Raw genomic sequence first — 16,273 nt, forward strand, 5'->3', positions numbered from 1 at the left:
ACCGCTATCGCCCGCGAAATTCGCGTCGATAGCGGGAAGGCGACGTATTCAGCAGATTGTTAAAGTGACGGCGCAAGGACGTTGTCGAGGGAAAACCGACTCGCTCAGCAATGTCATCCACCGGCTGGTCAGTTTTTTCGAGATAGCGTTGCGCGACGATAATGCGTTGATTAAGCAGCCAGCGCGAAAAACTCTCCCCGGTTGTTTGCTGAAAACGGCGGGTGAAGCTGCGTCGGCTCATGCAGGCCTTTTCCGCCACGCAGTCCAGTGTGAGTGCGAGCTGAAGATTCTCCGTTGCCCACGCCAGCGCATCGGTGAAATAATCCCCGCGACGCGTATTCTGAACCGGCAGCTCTACATACTGCCGCTGCCCACCCTGGCGGTGGGGTGGAACAACCAGCAAGCGCGCTACGCTGTTTGCCACTTCTGCTCCCCATGCCTGACGCACCAGATGCAGGCAGCAGTCAATGCTGGCCGCCGTCCCCGCAGATGTGACAACGTCACCATCATCAATATAAAGCACATCTTTGTCCATTTGCACGGAGGGATAGAGGCGCTGAAAGTCAGCCGCCCATCGCCAGTGCGTTGTCGCAGGGCGATGTTCCAGTAACCCCGAGGCGGCAACCACAAACGCGCCCATGCATAAGCCCACAATGCGTGCACCCGCAGCATGGGCCTTTTTCAGCGCCATCAAGAGCTCGGAATCTGGGGCACGATCGGGAACATCCCAGCTTGGGACGATCACCATATCCATTCCTGCCAGAGCATCAAGCCCACGCTCAACAACGATAGAAAAGCCGGCATTGGTTTTAAGTACACCGGGTGTCGTGGCGCAAACGACCAGCTGACAAAGGGGCTCGCCTTGTGGCGTCAATGCTTTCTCAAAGACAGCGTAGGGCACCGAAAGGTGAAAAGGGATGATCCCATCAAATACCACAATACCAATTTTTAACGTCATAAAGGCCTCCATATGCCAGCCAGTATAGAAGTCTGGCTGGTTACAGGAGACAAGTCTGGTCTTATTTTGTGACCGGCAGTGCCATAACGTCTTTGGTGGTCATTATCTCAGCGAATACATCGGCCACACCGGCTAATGCCGCACGTTGCAGTGTTTTGTGATCCACCACGCCGCCCTGGCCATCGTCCAGATCGCGTGTTGCTGTCGCATCTTCAGGAATAATCACGCTGTAACCCAGCGGTACAGCATCACGTGCGGTCGATGAAATGCACATGTGCGTCATCAGGCCAATCACAATCACCGTTTTAATTCCTTTTTTCTTTAATTGCGCATCCAGATCGGTGCCAACAAAAGAGCTTGGAGTCGCTTTGGTGATAATGGTGTCTTGCGCAGAGGGTTGCAGATCTTTATGGAATTGCGCATAGATGGACCCTTCGGCGAAGATCGGGCTATCCTTCGGCCCCATATGACGCACGAAGTAAACCGGCAGCCCTTTTTGATGGGCATAGTCGACCAGTTTCTGGCTGTTCTTCAGTACCTTTTCACCATCCGGGATAACCATCTGACCACGAAAATCTTTTGATGCGTAATATTCGTTTTGAATATCCACCACGATTAACGCGGTTTCAGAAGCCGATAAGGATGGGGTTGCCGCTGCGCCCGTCATCGCGCGAATGGTTTTGCTATTCATGCTGGTTGTCTCCTGTGCGATTGCATAAGTTGAAAATGCGCTCATCATGCCGATCATCAATGCCGTACGAAAAAATGGTTTCATCACGATAACTCCCTCTATGTTGTGTTCGGGAGTCATTATTTCGCATAGTCGCCAGCGGCAGGAGTCACCTGGAGAACAAAAAATGGTACTTTTGGGCCAATATGAGACGGCTACAGCTGAGTAAACTTGCCTATCCACGGGCTGCTGTTTTCGCCAGACCACAGATGTAAAATCAGCTCGCGGAATTTTTCCGCCGCCGGGCTAAGGGGCGTTTCCCGGCGTTGCACAAGCCCCAGCGTTCGGCGTATGACGGGTTCAATCAGCGGGCGGCTGACAAGGACGTGATGTTCATCGGTCGGCATCGCCAGACTCGGAACGACAGACACGCCGAGACCCGCTTCCACCATCCCCAGTGACGTTGACAGATGACGCACTTCATAAAACCAGTTCGGTTTCCAGGCCATTTTCTCGAAAGCCTGATCGATAAGCGAACGGTTTCCGCTGGAACGTCTTACCCCAATCAGCTTCATTCCGGCCAGATCGTCCCATGTGACCAGCGGTTTTTTCGCCAGTTCATTGTCGCGCCGGCATGCCAGAACAAAGGGTTCATTCACCAGCGGCGCAAAATCGATATTAGGATGTGTGATGTTTATCATATTTATACCGAAATCTGCGTCGCCATTTAAAACCGCTTCGAGACAATCGCTGGCGCTGTGCTCAAGTATGCGGATCCGGATGTTTGGGTAGTCATTGTTATAATCTCGTATCACTGATGGCAGAAAATAGAAGGCCGCGGTAGGGATACAGGAAACCGTAATCACGCCTGCCTGATGCGTCGCCATCTCTTTAATACTCAGGATTGAGCTTTCATAAAAATCGATTAAATTCCTTGCCTTAGGTAAAAACTCTCTTCCCACCGTCGTAAGCTTCACGCTGCGCGTCGAACGCTCAAATAGCGTGGCTCCCAGGCTCTCTTCCAGTTTTTGAATTCTGCGTGTTAACGCCGGTTGTGAAATATGAAGAAATTGCGACGCTTTTGTAAAACATCCGATTTCTGCAATTTTTACAAACGCTTGTATTCCCTGTAATTCGTGTTGCATATCCGCATCCCGTTCTCGCTTTTCTTTAACCACGATAACGCAGGGGTTATTAATGTGCAAAACGTATTAATCCTGCTTTTTTTGACATTAGAGTTATCAACAGGAGTGTGAAAACCTTATTGCGTTCCTGATAAAACGAAATGAGAAAAACACATGTTAAAGATCCCTTGCGTATTAATGCGTGGCGGTACGTCAAAAGGCCCCGTTATTCTGGCCAGCGACCTGCCTGAGGAAACCGAAGAGCGCGACGCGGTGTTACTCAGCTTGATGGGCGCAGGCCATGAACTTGAAATTGACGGCATTGGCGGTGGAAGCCCGCAAACCAGTAAGGTGGCCATCGTCAGTCCTTCCGACAGTCCGGATGCAGATGTGGATTATTTATTCGCACAGGTGATGGTGAACGAACGTCGCGTCGATACCACGCCAAACTGCGGCAATATGCTCTGTGCCGTGGGGCCCTTTGCGATAGAAAAAGGGCTGGTGAAGGCGCAAAGCCCGGTGACATCGGTGAGGATCCGTAATCTTAATACCGGAACGCTGGTTGATGCGGAAGTGCAAACGCCTGATTATCGGGTCACCTATGAAGGTGATACCCAGATTGATGGTGTTCCGGGTACGGCCGCACCCGTTGGCTTAACCTTCCTGAATTCAGCGGGTTCCAAAACAGGAAAATTACTCCCGACTGACAGCGTCACAAACGTATTCGACGGTATTGAAGTTACCTGCATTGATATGGCAATGCCGATGGTAATGATTGAGGCATCGGCCCTGGGGAAAACAGGAGGGGAGTCACCCGCGGAACTGGATGCCGATACGGCGTTTAAAGCAAGGCTGGAGAGCCTGCGCCGTCAGGCGGGCGAGGCGATGGGCTTAGGGGATGTGTCAAACAAAGTGATCCCTAAACCCGTTCTCCTCAGCCGGGCGCGCAATGGCGGAACGCTTCAGGTGCGGTATTTCATGCCACACACCTGCCATAAATCACTGGCCATTACCGGCTCGATTGGTATTTCGACCGCGACGCTTATAGAAGGCTCCGTCGCCGCTAAAATTGTCGCCGATCGCCCAAAAGAGCGATTTACCAATATTATTGATATTGAACACCCAAGTGGAAAAATATCCGTGTCATTGTTGAGGGACGGGAACAATATTGAAAATACCCGAGCCGCGGTAATTCGCACTTCCCGTAAGCTATTTGAAGGTGTCGTCTGCGTGCCTGAAAAAATGCTCTCTGAAGTTGATTAAGTAAAAGCCAAGCTAAGAAATAGTTCTACCTTAAACAATTATATTCTGTACCTTAACTATAAAACTGAGGTTATTATGGCGTTAACGCATGCTAACAATACCCTGAAAGCGCCCGATCCTGTAAAAGCCAGCGCGCATATTCGCGTAATTCTGGCACTCGCATTATCCGGGCTAGCAGAACTTGCTTCTCTGTTTTTTATTCAGCCACTGCTTCCGACGCTGGCCGTGGAATATAATGTTCCGGTCAGCCAGGTGAGTATTATCTTATCTGCAGAAACGGCCTTGCTGGCAATTGGGTTGCTGTTTACCGGGACGTTATCCGACCACTATGGCAGGAAGCGGTTAATTATCATCTCCCTCCTGTTGGGCGGTATTCTGACGCTGCTCTGCCCGCTGGTGGAATCCTGGGCGATGCTGGTGGCGCTGCGTGCGGTGATTGGTCTGGCGCTGAGCGGTATCGCTGCGGCGGCCACCGCCTACATCAGTGAAGAGGTCGCACCGGTGGCGGCTGGCATCGTGACGGGCTATTTTGTCTTCGGTAACTCGATGGGCGGTATGTCCGGCCGTATTGTTGCCAGCCAGCTTATCGACCACGTTTCAATCAATGTCATCTTTTATGGATTTGCGGTCAGCCTGATAGCGGTTGCCGTTCTGGTGAAGTTCCTGCTGCCTGAATCTAAAAACTTCAAGCCTACGCAGAGCCTTAATGCTATGCGTATGGTGAAAGGGGCGGCATCGCACTTCAAAAATAAAAATCTGGTGCTGGCGTTTGTCATCAGCTTTATTATCTTCGGCGCATTTACCTCACTGTATAACTATCTGGCCTTCTTCCTGAAAGGTGAACCGTTCCATATTTCACCGGCAAATGCAGGCCTGCTCTCCTTTAGCTTCGCCCTGAGTTTCTTTACGGCACCGCAGGCAGGCCGCTTATCGGCAAAATATGGCGCAATGAAAGTCCTGCGCGTGTTGTTCCTGATCATGGCGTTCGGCATGCTGCTGACGCTCACGTCGAACGTTGTCACCTTTATTATTGGCGCCGTAATTTTTACCGGCTGTTTCTTCGGCTGCCACTCTATCGGCTTAAGCTGGGTCAGTAAAAATGCAACCCATGCAAGAGGCCAGGCCGTCGCGCTCTATTTATTCTTCTACTACATGGGCGGTTCGGTGATTGGTTTTATTAACGGTTTTGTTTTCCATTCGATGGGCTGGCAGGGGATGACCGGATTTATTCTGGCATTGCTCGGGGTTGGCGTTGTGGTGGCGACGTATCTGGCATCCGGTAATAAACCGGTACTGGTACCCGCCCAGTCCGCAGAATAAAAGTCAGGCAATGTGTTCACGTCCTGGGGCGTGAGCACAGAAAGAACACGTATATCAATCGGGTATTATCATGAAATTAGCAAGCTATATTCATCAGGGCCGTAAAAGCTACGGGATTTATACACCATCCGGCTTTATCGATTTGGGTAATAAAATCGGCCATCAATATGCGACATTGAAAGACCTTCTTCACTGGGATGCGGTAGACGTCGCCAGACAATATCTCGACTGCCCGGTGGATATTAGGCCTGAAGAAATCACCTTTTTGCCCGTTATAGAAGAGCCCGGAAAGATTTTCTGCGTGGGGATGAATTACGCTGAAAAAAGAAAAGAGTTTGCTGAGATGAATAATGCCCCCACGCTTTTTATCCGTTTTCCTGATTCGCAAACCGGGCATGCGCGGCCGGTGATAAAACCGGTTCTCTCCAGCGAGTTCGATTACGAAGGCGAGCTGGCCGTGATCGTCGGTAAACCCGGTAGCCAAATTGACGTTAATAACGCGCTCAGCCACGTCGCGGGATACAGCTGCTATATGGACGGCTCCGTGCGCGACTGGCAGCACGCCTGGTTCACCGCCGGTAAAAACTGGACGCAAACCGGCGCCTTCGGCCCGTATATGACCACGGCGGACGAGATCCCCGACCCTCACGCGTTGACCATTCACACCTGGCTGAACGGCATGCTGGTTCAGAATGACTCCACCGGCAGCATGATCCACAAAGTGGCGGATCTTATCGCCTACATCAGCACGTTTACCTCTCTCAGCGCCGGCGACGTCATTATTACCGGTTCGCCGGGCGGCGTCGGCAAAAAGCGTAATCCACCTCTGTTTATGCACGACGGCGATCGCGTTGAAGTGGAGATCGAAAACGTTGGCCGACTGGTCAATACCATTGTGGAAGCTCAACCGCAGCCACAAGCGTTAGCTGTCTAAACGCTCAGGAGAGAGAAGATGTACACCGCCAGAACACCCGAATTTGAGGTTATTAACGCCGGTAACGCCCAGTCCCGGGAAGAGGTCGTCCGCTTCCTGGCCCGCAACGGTTTAGGCATTGATGATGATATTGAGCAATTTATTGTTGCGCGCTATCAACGCCATCTGGTTGCCTGCACCGGCATTGCGGGTAACACGCTGAAGTGCATCGCGGTGGATCCCGCGTGGCGGGGCACGTCGTTAAGCCTGACGTTAATCCATGAGGCCGAGCTTCAGGCGGCGCAGAACGGTGAACATCAGCTCTTTCTTTTTACCTGTCCGGATAACGTGAAGTCGTTTCGCGGATGCGGGTTTTATCCGCTGGTGACGGTCGAGAACCGTGCGTCATTAATGGAGAATACGCCGGTAGGTATTCATCGTTATTGCAGCCAGCTGCGCCGCCATCATTTCGTGCCGGGGAAAAATATTGGCGCAATTGTGATGAACGCCAATCCGTTCACCCTCGGCCATCAATATCTTATCGAGCATGCGGCAAGCCGGTGCGACGCGTTACATGTTTTCGTGGTCCAGGAAGATGTCTCGGCATTTTCGTTTAAAGAACGGTTCGCGATGGTCAGGGACGGATCGCAGCACCTGCCGAATGTCACCGTCCATCCGGGGTCGGCGTATATTATTTCGCGCGGGACATTTCCGGGCTATTTCCTGAAAGATAAGCAGGTCATCGATAAAACCTACGCGGCAATTGATCTCATGCTGTTCAGAAATTACATCGCCCCCGCGTTGAATATTAATCATCGTTTCGTGGGTACCGAGCCATTTTGTCCGTTAACCGCCGAATATAACCGGGCGATGCACCGCTGGCTTGAAGAAGAGACGAGCACAGCGGCTCGTATTAGCGTACACGAAATAGAAAGAAGAACGGACGGTAATAATGTGCCGGTATCGGCTTCAGCCGTTCGTCGTTTATTAAAAGAAAACAACATCGCTGCCGCCAGTCGCATGGTGCCTGCCACCACGCGCGCGTTTCTGAATAACGGAATACAGCATCAGCCCTGTTTATCCGAGCCGCTGACGGCAGCGGTTTAAGCGCATTATCACAGGAAAATGAATATGAAAATTATGCAAGCCGCGATGGCGGGAACGCTGGAGTCCAGCGACCTGATGGTCAAGGTCAGTCCCGTCGAGAGCGGGCTGGATGTGGTCATCCAGAGCGAAGTGTATAGGCAGTTCGGCGACCGAATTGCAGAGGTGGTCAATGAAACCCTTGCGGCGTTCAATATCGAGCAGGGGCTGATCGTTGTCGATGATAAAGGCGCGCTGGACTGCGTGATCCGCGCCCGCGTGCAGGCTGCACTGCTCAGAGGTACAGCCCGGGAAGACATTGCATGGGAAACGTTATAATGAAAAAGTTACGCCGCAGTATGTTATTTATTCCCGGTTCAAGTGCAGCCATGCTGTCGAGGGCATTTATCTATAAACCAGACTCAATTATGTTTGACCTGGAAGATGCCGTTGCGCTGAAAGAAAAAGACAGCGCGCGTCTTCTGGTATTTCACGCGCTGCAACACCCGATGTACAACGATATTGAAACCGTTGTCAGAATTAACCCGCTTAATACCCCTTTTGGTTTAAAGGATCTGGAAGCCGCCGTCAGGGCAGGGGTGGATGTTATTCGCTTGCCGAAAACCGACACACCGGAAGATATTTATCAGCTTGAACGTGAAATCGTCCGCATTGAAGAAAGCTGCGGGCGTCCTGTTGGCTCAACGAAATTAATGGCGGCAATCGAATCCGCCGTCGGCGTCATTAATGCCGTTGCCATTGCGAAGTCCTCCGACCGTTTAATGGGGATTGCGCTCGCCGCCTTTGACTACGTGATGGATATGCAAACCGAGCGGGGCGACGGGACCGAACTGTTCTATGCCCGCTGCGCCGTACTGCATGCCGCTCGCGGGGCAGGGATCGACGCTTTCGACGTGGTATACGCCGATGTCAATGACGAGGCCGGTTTCCTGAAAGAAGTGGATCTCATCCGCCGGATGGGCTTCAACGGAAAATCGCTGATTAATCCGCGACAAATTGAAATTCTTCACAACGCCTACGCGCCCACGCAGGAAGAAGTGGATTACGCCGAGCGCGTGATTGCTGCCGCAGAAGAGGGAGAACGCAACGGACTGGGGGTGATTTCGCTGAACGGAAAAATGATCGACGCGCCAATCATCAACCATGCCCGCGTGGTTATCGAACGTAAAAATGCCTCGGGCATTCGTCAGTAATCCCTTATACCGCAAGCGACAGGATGAATAATGAAAAGTCTCACTGAAACCCTGCACCACATTCCTGGCTCTCGCCGTGAGTACGTCGCCTTCAGCGGCGCTAACGCGACGACGCCATATCTTGCTGACGCTCAGCAAAAGTCTCAGCGCAAACTTTTTGCCAGCGTGGACGACGTGCTGTCCCGCTGCGATCTGCATGACGGCATGACCGTTTCCTTTCATCACGCGTTCCGCGAGGGCGATAAGGTCATTAATTACGTGATGGATAAGCTGGCTCAGCGCGGTCTGAAAGGGATCACGCTCGCGTCCAGTTCGTTGATGTCGTGCAATGCGCCGCTTATTGAACACATTCGCAGTGGCGTGATTGGCATAATCTATACCTCCGGCATGCGTGGCGAGCTGGCGGATGCGATTTCACACGGGCTAATGGACGAGCCGGTACAGATCCACTCCCACGGCGGGCGGGTGAACCTGATTCAGAAGGGTGAAATTGCCATTGATGTCGCTTTTCTGGCGGTGTCCTGCTGCGATGAATATGGCAATGCCAGCGGCAACGGCGGCACATCGCAGTGCGGCTCGCTCGGTTACGCCATGGTCGACGCGCAATATGCTAAAAAGGTGGTCTTGCTCACCGAAACCCTGAAGCCGTTCCCCAATCTGCCGGCCAGTATCGTTCAGGACCGGGTTGACTATGTGGTGCAGATTGAGAGCGTCGGCGACCCGGCAAAAATCAGCGTAGGCGCCGCCAGGGTCACCAGCAATCCACGTGAGCTGATGATTGCCCGTTCTGCCGCCGATGTTATCGAACACTCTGGCTATTTCCGCAACGGCTTTTCCATTCAGACCGGTTCAGGTGCGGCGTCCACCGCCTGTACGCGGTTTATGGAAGCCCGTATGCGCAAACACAACATTGTCGCCCGTTTCGCGCTCGGCGGGATCACCGGCAGCATTGTCGATCTGCATCATAAGGGGCTCATTGAAAAGATCCTCGATACGCAAAGCTTTGACGGCGCCGCGGCCGCGTCCATGACCGTCAATCCCGGTCATGTGGAAATTTCCACCAACGTCTATGCGAACCCGGCTGCAAAAGCCGCCTGCTGCGACAGGGTGGACGTGGTCATCCTCAGCGCGCTGGAGGTGGACACGCAGTTTAACGTCAACGTGCTGACCGGTTCCGACGGCGTGATGCGCGGCGCGTCGGGCGGGCATTGCGACGTCGCCGCGGCGGCAAATCTCACCATTGTGGTTGCCCCGCTGATCCGCAGCCGAATTCCTACCGTTGTCAGGCAGGTCACCACCCTGGTGACGCCGGGCGAAAGCATTGACGTTCTGGTTACCGATCACGGTATTGCCGTTAACCCGGCGCGTCCGGAGATCCGCGAACGTCTGATTAACGCCGGGCTGGCCGTCGTCGATATCGATGCGCTGTATCACAAGGCGCTGCTCATCTCAGGGCAGCCTAAGCCTGTGGAGTTTACTGACCGGATCGTGGGCGTGGTGCGCTACCGCGACGGCAGCGTGATTGACGTGGTTCGCCAGGTTAAGGAGTGATTTCCATGACGGATAAAGCCTCGAACGTGAAGGTTTCTCTGGAACAGGTGCTGAACGCCAGAGAACAGCGAGCCCGCCGCCAGCAGGCGTGGCTGTTTCAGTCGGATCATACGGTGGTGTCCGTCACGCTGGTCTGGCCGGGGGAGGTGAAGGATACCGCGCTGGCCAGACGGGTGATGGCCGCTGCCCATGACGCGCTCGGTGACCTGTTCCGGACCCATCAGTGGACGGTCTGCCGCCAGCAGATCCTGCAGCCGGTCACGGGGCCGGAAGCGCTCTGGTCGGTGGCGGCACCCGCGTGGATGATCAAACACGTGACGGCGCATCTGGAAGATAACCATCCGCTGGGGCGCTTATGGGATATCGACGTGCTGTGTCCGAAAGCGGGCCTGCTGAAAAGAGACGCCATCCAGCAACCGATGCGCAAATGCTTTATCTGTCATGAACCAGCTCACGTTTGTTCCCGCATGCTACGTCATTCGCAGGCCGAGCTCACGCGCGTAATCGAGGCGTTAACCGATGACTACTTCGCTTGCCAGATGTAATGCGCCAGACGTTCAGCAACCCTTCGCGGAGCTGGCGGCCGAGGCCCTGTACCGGGAAATTCGCTTGACCCCGAAACCGGGCCTGGTGGATCGCGTCAACAGCGGGGCGCATAAGGATATGGATTTCGCCCTGTTCATGAGCAGTATCGCGGCGATTGCCCCCTGGTTCTCGACGTTCTTTAACGTTGGCAGAGAGACGGCTCGTCTTGCTGGCCCGCAAACGCTGCGGGCGATAAGGCCAACCGGTCTGGCCTGCGAACAGGCGATGTTTAACGCCACCGGCGGGGTGAATACCCATAAAGGCGGGATTTTCTCTCTGGGGCTGCTGTGTGCCGCGGCGGGACGTCTGACGCAAAGGCAAGAAAACCTCACGCAGCGCAGCCTGTGCGAGGAGTGCAGCGCAATCTGCACGGGCATCGTTGAGCGGGAGCTGAATAATCGCGGCGTGGCGAAAACGAAGGGCGAGCAGCAGTTCAAAGCGTACGGTTTCACCGGTGCCAGAGGTGAAGCGGAAAGCGGTTTTGCCACCGTCCGCCACGCTGGCCTTCCTCACTTTGAAACCGCACTGCGCCGGGGAGCCTCTGAGGACGAGGCGCTGCTGAGGATGTTGCTCGGGCTGATGGCGTCGAATCCGGACACCAACCTTGTTTCACGTGGTGGAACGAAAGGGCTGAATTATGCCAGACGCTATGCCAGACGAATATTAACCGTGAAACATCTGACGCCGGAAAAATTAATTAACGCCTTAACCAACATGGACGTTCAGTTTATTCGCCGGAACCTGAGCCCGGGAGGGAGCGCAGATCTTATCGCCGTCGGATGGTTATTGTCGCAGTTTCCGTCCGAATAATCGAAAAAGGAAAACGTCATGATTGAACAACGCCTGCAGCAGCTCAGTAACGTTTATACCCCTATTCTTGTGCCGGGGCTGAGAGACAGCGATGAACATCACTGGCAAAGCTGTTGGGGGCGGCGTTTTCCTTTCTGGAAGCGGATCCAGCAGAAAAACTGGTTCGAGCCCGATATTGAAAACTGGGTCTCCGCCATTTCCCGCGAGCTGGCAGCGTGTCAGCTGCCCGCCATCCTCGTTGGCCATAGCTTTGGCGCGCTGGCGTCATGCCGGCTGCTGCAAACGCGGCGGGTAAACGTCGCCGGGGTGGTGATGGTCGCGCCAGCAGAGCCCGCTTTTATTGGTCTGGAAGAGGCCATTCAGCCAGCCTCATTACCGGTTCCCTGCCTGATGTTTGCCAGCAGAAACGACCCCCTGATGCCTTTCGCGCGCGCTCAGTTCTGGGCGGCACGCTGGGAGGGGCAATTAATCGATATCGGGGAGGCCGGGCATATTAATGCCGAATCCGGATTTGGTGAATGGCCTTACGGGCTCGAACGACTAACAGAATTTTGTGAACAACTTTAGCTTTAACAGGAGAACCTATGTTAGATGATTATGATCAGCACCTGAACGCGCGCGCTGAATCGGGTATTCCGGCAAAACCCTTAACGGCGGAACAGACCGAGGCGCTTATTCATCGCTTAATTCACGATGCACCCGCAGATCATCCGCGATTAATTGATTTATTAACCCATTGCGTTCCCCCGGGCGTCGATCCTGCGGCAAAGTTAAAAGCCGAATTTTTATTTAAGCTGGCACTGCAGGAATACCGTATTGACGGTCTCTCTCCCGAAGCGGCCACGACGCTGCTGGGTTCCATGCAGGGCGGCTATAACGTTCAGCCGCTGATCGATCTTCTGGACCACCCGAGCCTGGCACCGCTGGCCGCACAGCAGCTTTGTTCGACTATCCTGATCTTCGAAAAATTCAGCCAGGTTGAAGCCAAAGCGCTGAACGGTAACGTCCGGGCAAAAGAGGTGCTTCAGTCCTGGTCAAATGCCGAGTGGTTCACCCGCCGTCCGGCGATGCCTGAAAAAATCACTCTGAAGGTATTCAAGGTTTCCGGCGAAACCAATACTGACGATTTGTCTCCGGCACCGGAGGCGTGGTCACGCCCGGATATTCCGCTACATGCGCTCTCCATGCTCAGTAACGCCAGGGAAGGGGTTGAGCCGGATGAGCCCGGCGTGCGCGGGCCTTTGCGCCAGCTGGCAGCCTTAAAAGAGGCAGGCTGGCCGCTGGCGTACGTCGGCGACGTCGTGGGAACCGGGTCATCGCGCAAATCTGCCACCAACTCGATCTTATGGCACATCGGGAATGATATTCCGTTCGTGCCGAATAAGCGTAACGGCGGGTTTGTGTTTGGCGGCAAAATTGCCCCGATTTTCTTCAACACGCTGGAAGATTCCGGTGCCTTGCCGGTAGAGATGGACGTCTCCGCGCTGACGACCGGGATGCTGATCGATCTTTATCCCTACAAAGGCGAAATTCGCGAAACGGAAAGCCAGCGCCTGGTGACGCGCTTTACGCTTAAAACCGAGGTGCTGCTGGACGAAGTGCGCGCCGGCGGGCGGATCCCGCTGATTATCGGACGCAGCCTGACCGCGAAAGCGCGGGAATCGCTGAAGCTTGCGCCTTCCGATGTCTTCCGCAAGCCCGCCGCCCCTGCGCCGTCCGCAGCCGGTTTTACGCTGGCACAAAAAATGGTGGGTAAAGCCTGCGGCGTTGCGGGGATCCGTCCCGGACAGTACTGCGAGCCGAAAATCACGACCGTGGGCTCTCAGGACACCACCGGCGGGATGACGCGCGACGAGTTAACCGATCTTGCCTGCCTGACGTTTTCAGCCGATCTGGTGATGCAGTCATTCTGCCACACCTCGGCGTACCCTAAGCCCGTCGACGTTCAGCTGCATGAAACCCTGCCGCAGTTTATCTCCCGTCGTAACGGGGTTGCGCTGAAACCGGGGGACGGCATTATCCACTCCTGGCTTAACCGGATGCTGCTGCCGGATACGGTGGGCACCGGCGCCGACTCCCATACCCGCTTCCCGCTGGGGATCTCGTTCCCGGGCGGCTCCGGTCTGGTGGCGTTTGCCGCCGCAACCGGCATTATGCCGCTGGATATGCCGGAATCGGTGCTGGTTCGCTTTACGGGCGAGATGCAGAAAGGGATCACCCTGCGCGATCTGGTTCACGCCATTCCGCTCTACGCCAGAAAGCAGGGCCTGTTGACGGTCGAGAAAAAGAATAAGCGCAATATTTTCTCGGGCCGGATCCTTGAAATTGAAGGGCTGGAAACACTGAGTGCAGAGCAGGCGTTTGAGCTGGCTGACGCTTCCGCTGAACGGTCCGCTGCCGCCTGCGTGATGCGCCTGACGGAAGACAGTGTCGCGCAATACCTGCGTTCCAACGCGGCCCTGCTGCGCTGGATGGTTAAGCAGGGATATGAGAACGCCGACACGCTTGAACGACGCATCGCTGAAATCGAGGCGTGGCTGGCTAACCCATCGCTGCTCCGCGCCGATCCTGACGCGGAATATGCCGCAGTTATAGACATCGATCTCAATGAAATCACCGAACCGGTGGTCTGCGCGCCAAACGATCCGGATGACGCCCGCTTACTTTCTGAGGTGGCCAGCACGCCGATAGAGGAGGTCTTTATTGGCTCCTGCATGACCAACATCGGTCATTTCCGCGCTGCGGGAGAAATCCTGGCCGATGCCGGTGAAAGTCAGGCGCGGCTGTGGATCGCGCCTCCCACCAAAATGGACGCCCGGCAGCTTTCCCGTGAGGGCTATTTTAGCCAGTTTATAAAGTCGGGGGCGCGAATCGAGCCCGCGGGTTGTTCCCTCTGCATGGGGAACCAGGCGAGGGTGCGCGAAGGGAGTCACGTGGTATCGACGTCCACCCGAAATTTCCCGCATCGTCTGGGAACGAATGCCAGCGTGTTCCTTGCCTCGGCGGAATTAAGCAGCGTCGCGGCCATACTGGGTAAAATGCCAACCGTTGAAGAATATTTACGCTATACGGATAAACTTCAAGGCGCGCGTGAAAATATCTATCGCTATCTCAGTTTTGACACCCTGGCCGAATATCAAATCACAGAAGGTGATAATATCCCGGTTGTTAGCGTGTAGTTTTTTATTATTTATTTAGCAAATGTATTTATCCGGCAGAGGCGTCTCTCAGGAGAATCCCCTGCCATTCAGGGACCCTTTTCTCATGGGTGAGATATGCTTAAATCCAATGTTTTAAAAACAATCTTACTTGCCGTAATAATATTATTATCAATATTTATTCCTCCGCCTGATGGATTAAGTAAAGAGGCGTGGATACTGGCAGGGATATATTTATCCGCTATCGTTGGCCTGGTCATTAAACCTTATCCCGAACCCGTCATCATGCTCGTCGCGGTCGCGTTAACCTGTTTTACCGTGACAAAATTTCCGGATTCACCTGTCAAATCAATGGATGTGCTGAGCGGATACGCCTCCGGCACGACCTGGCTGGTGTTCAGCGCCTTTACGCTTAGCGCGGCGTTCGTTACGACCGGTCTGGGAAAGCGGCTTGCTTACTGGTTTATCCTCAAATTTGGCAGTACGACGCTAAGGCTGGGGTATGTCACCGCCTTGCTGGACCTGGTGCTGGCACCCGCCACGCCCTCCAATACCGCGCGGGCAGGTGGGGTAGTTTTCCCGATTATTAACAGCATCGCGACCGTACTGGGCTCAACGCCAAAAGAGACACCGTGCAAGGCTGGCCGTTATTTAATGGTCAATGTCTATATGGTCACTAAAACAACCAGCTATATGTTTTTAACGGGCTTTGCCGGGAACGCGTTAGCGCTTCAGCTCATTTCAGATATTTTCCATATCCATATTAGCTGGATCGGTTGGATGCTGGCGGGTGCCCCGTTGGGATTATTGATGCTGTGTATTATTCCCTATATTTGCTACCGAATCGCCTCGCCGGAAATTAAGCATATTGATAATGTCGCGATTGCGACAAACGGGCTGGAAAGCCTCGGGGCAATGAGCCTCAAAGAGAAGGGGCTGGTGGTTATTTTTATCGCCGCATTATTGGGCTGGATCTTCTCACGTCATCTTGGGCTCACTGAATCTGCCGTCGCCATTATCGCGATGGGGGCGGCGCTGCTGTTTAATATTATCGGCTGGAGCGATGTCCAAAAAAATAAAGGCGGCTGGAATACCCTGATGTGGTACGGGGGCATCATCGGTCTGAGCGCCACCCTGAGCAAGGAGGGATTTTTCCGCTGGCTGGCGGATTTCCTGTCAACGCATCTGGATTTTCTCAGTGCCGGTAATATGACCATCGTGATTATCGTGTTTCTCAGCGTGCTGGTTCGCTATTTCTTCGCCTCTGGCGGGGCATACGTCGCGGCCATGGTGCCGGTGTTTGCCACCGTGGGTCTGGTCACCGGAACGGCGCCCGTCCTGCTGGCGCTTGCGATTCTGTTTTCCAATTCCTACGGTGGGTGTATCACGCACTATGGCGGCGCAGCAGGACCTATTATCTTCGCCTCGGGGTATAACGACATTAAGTCAAGGTGGACGATTGGCACCATCGTGGCGCTGTGCACGTTTTTAGTCCACATGCTCGTCGGCATTCCCTGGTGGGGTTTCCTCATGCAGCATGGGATGCTGCAGTCTTAATCGCCCGGTAGCGACTACGCCTTACCGGACCTACATAAGTTTGAACGTAGGTCGGGTAAGGCGTAGC

General features: G+C 54.2%; 15 protein-coding genes. 12 read left to right on the forward strand and 3 right to left on the reverse strand.

The window, feature by feature from the left end; translation table 11 throughout:
• Window positions 1-4: 4 nt before the first annotated feature.
• The 3 genes from ABR39_RS20070 to ABR39_RS20080 form a co-directional block, all read right to left on the reverse strand.
• Entirely contained in the window at window positions 5-958 is a 954-nt protein-coding gene (locus tag ABR39_RS20070; RefSeq protein ID WP_082132663.1) for a GlxA family transcriptional regulator, read from the reverse strand.
• 61 nt (window positions 959-1,019) lie between these two features.
• Window positions 1,020-1,733 carry a cysteine hydrolase family protein gene (locus ABR39_RS20075; protein ID WP_047348381.1) on the reverse strand — a complete coding sequence of 238 codons (714 nt, stop codon included), beginning with the start codon at window positions 1,731-1,733 and terminating at the stop codon, window positions 1,020-1,022.
• Between the two features lie 110 nt (window positions 1,734-1,843).
• Window positions 1,844-2,773 carry a LysR family transcriptional regulator gene (locus ABR39_RS20080; RefSeq protein WP_047349056.1) on the reverse strand — a complete coding sequence of 310 codons (930 nt, stop codon included), beginning with the start codon at window positions 2,771-2,773 and terminating at the stop codon, window positions 1,844-1,846.
• A 153-nt stretch (window positions 2,774-2,926) separates the two neighbouring features.
• Between ABR39_RS20080 and ABR39_RS20085 the strand changes: the two genes are divergently transcribed.
• From ABR39_RS20085 to ABR39_RS20140, 12 genes are all read left to right on the forward strand, one after another.
• A complete protein-coding gene (locus ABR39_RS20085) occupies window positions 2,927-4,015 on the forward strand; it encodes a 4-oxalomesaconate tautomerase (protein ID WP_047348382.1) in 1,089 nt (362 codons plus the stop codon).
• Between the two features lie 75 nt (window positions 4,016-4,090).
• Window positions 4,091-5,335, forward strand: coding sequence for an MFS transporter (locus tag ABR39_RS20090; protein ID WP_047348383.1), 1,245 nt, complete (start codon window positions 4,091-4,093; stop codon window positions 5,333-5,335).
• A 70-nt stretch (window positions 5,336-5,405) separates the two neighbouring features.
• Window positions 5,406-6,269 carry a fumarylacetoacetate hydrolase family protein gene (locus ABR39_RS20095; RefSeq protein ID WP_047348384.1) on the forward strand — a complete coding sequence of 288 codons (864 nt, stop codon included), beginning with the start codon at window positions 5,406-5,408 and terminating at the stop codon, window positions 6,267-6,269.
• 18 nt (window positions 6,270-6,287) lie between these two features.
• On the forward strand, window positions 6,288-7,355 hold the full coding sequence (gene citC / locus ABR39_RS20100) for a [citrate (pro-3S)-lyase] ligase (protein ID WP_047348385.1): 1,068 nt from the start codon (window positions 6,288-6,290) through the stop codon (window positions 7,353-7,355).
• A 24-nt stretch (window positions 7,356-7,379) separates the two neighbouring features.
• Entirely contained in the window at window positions 7,380-7,670 is a 291-nt protein-coding gene (citD, locus tag ABR39_RS20105; RefSeq protein WP_047348386.1) for a citrate lyase acyl carrier protein, read from the forward strand.
• Window positions 7,670-8,545, forward strand: a complete 876-nt coding sequence (gene citE, locus ABR39_RS20110) for a citrate (pro-3S)-lyase subunit beta (RefSeq protein WP_047348387.1) — start codon at window positions 7,670-7,672, stop codon at window positions 8,543-8,545. Before citD ends, citE begins: the two co-directional genes overlap by 1 nt.
• A gap of 30 nt (window positions 8,546-8,575) precedes the next feature.
• On the forward strand, window positions 8,576-10,096 hold the full coding sequence (gene citF, locus ABR39_RS20115; protein WP_047348388.1) for a citrate lyase subunit alpha: 1,521 nt from the start codon (window positions 8,576-8,578) through the stop codon (window positions 10,094-10,096).
• 5 nt (window positions 10,097-10,101) lie between these two features.
• A complete protein-coding gene (gene citX / locus ABR39_RS20120; RefSeq protein WP_047348389.1) occupies window positions 10,102-10,641 on the forward strand; it encodes a citrate lyase holo-[acyl-carrier protein] synthase in 540 nt (179 codons plus the stop codon).
• Window positions 10,616-11,491, forward strand: coding sequence for a triphosphoribosyl-dephospho-CoA synthase CitG (citG, locus tag ABR39_RS20125; protein ID WP_047348390.1), 876 nt, complete (start codon window positions 10,616-10,618; stop codon window positions 11,489-11,491). Before citX ends, citG begins: the two co-directional genes overlap by 26 nt.
• 18 nt (window positions 11,492-11,509) lie before the next feature.
• The gene (locus ABR39_RS20130; protein WP_047348391.1) at window positions 11,510-12,058 is read left to right on the forward strand and encodes an RBBP9/YdeN family alpha/beta hydrolase; all 549 of its coding nucleotides are present in this window, start codon (window positions 11,510-11,512) and stop codon (window positions 12,056-12,058) included.
• A gap of 17 nt (window positions 12,059-12,075) precedes the next feature.
• Window positions 12,076-14,670 (forward strand): bifunctional aconitate hydratase 2/2-methylisocitrate dehydratase, encoded by a 2,595-nt coding sequence (gene acnB, locus ABR39_RS20135; protein ID WP_047348392.1) that lies wholly within the window; start codon window positions 12,076-12,078, stop codon window positions 14,668-14,670.
• Window positions 14,671-14,766: 96 nt separating this feature from the next.
• A complete protein-coding gene (locus ABR39_RS20140; RefSeq protein WP_047348393.1) occupies window positions 14,767-16,206 on the forward strand; it encodes an anion permease in 1,440 nt (479 codons plus the stop codon).
• Window positions 16,207-16,273: the final 67 nt, after the last annotated feature.

Origin of the sequence: Enterobacter genomosp. O (assembly GCF_001022965.1) — a bacterium.
Lineage (GTDB): Bacteria > Pseudomonadota > Gammaproteobacteria > Enterobacterales > Enterobacteriaceae > Enterobacter > Enterobacter cloacae_L.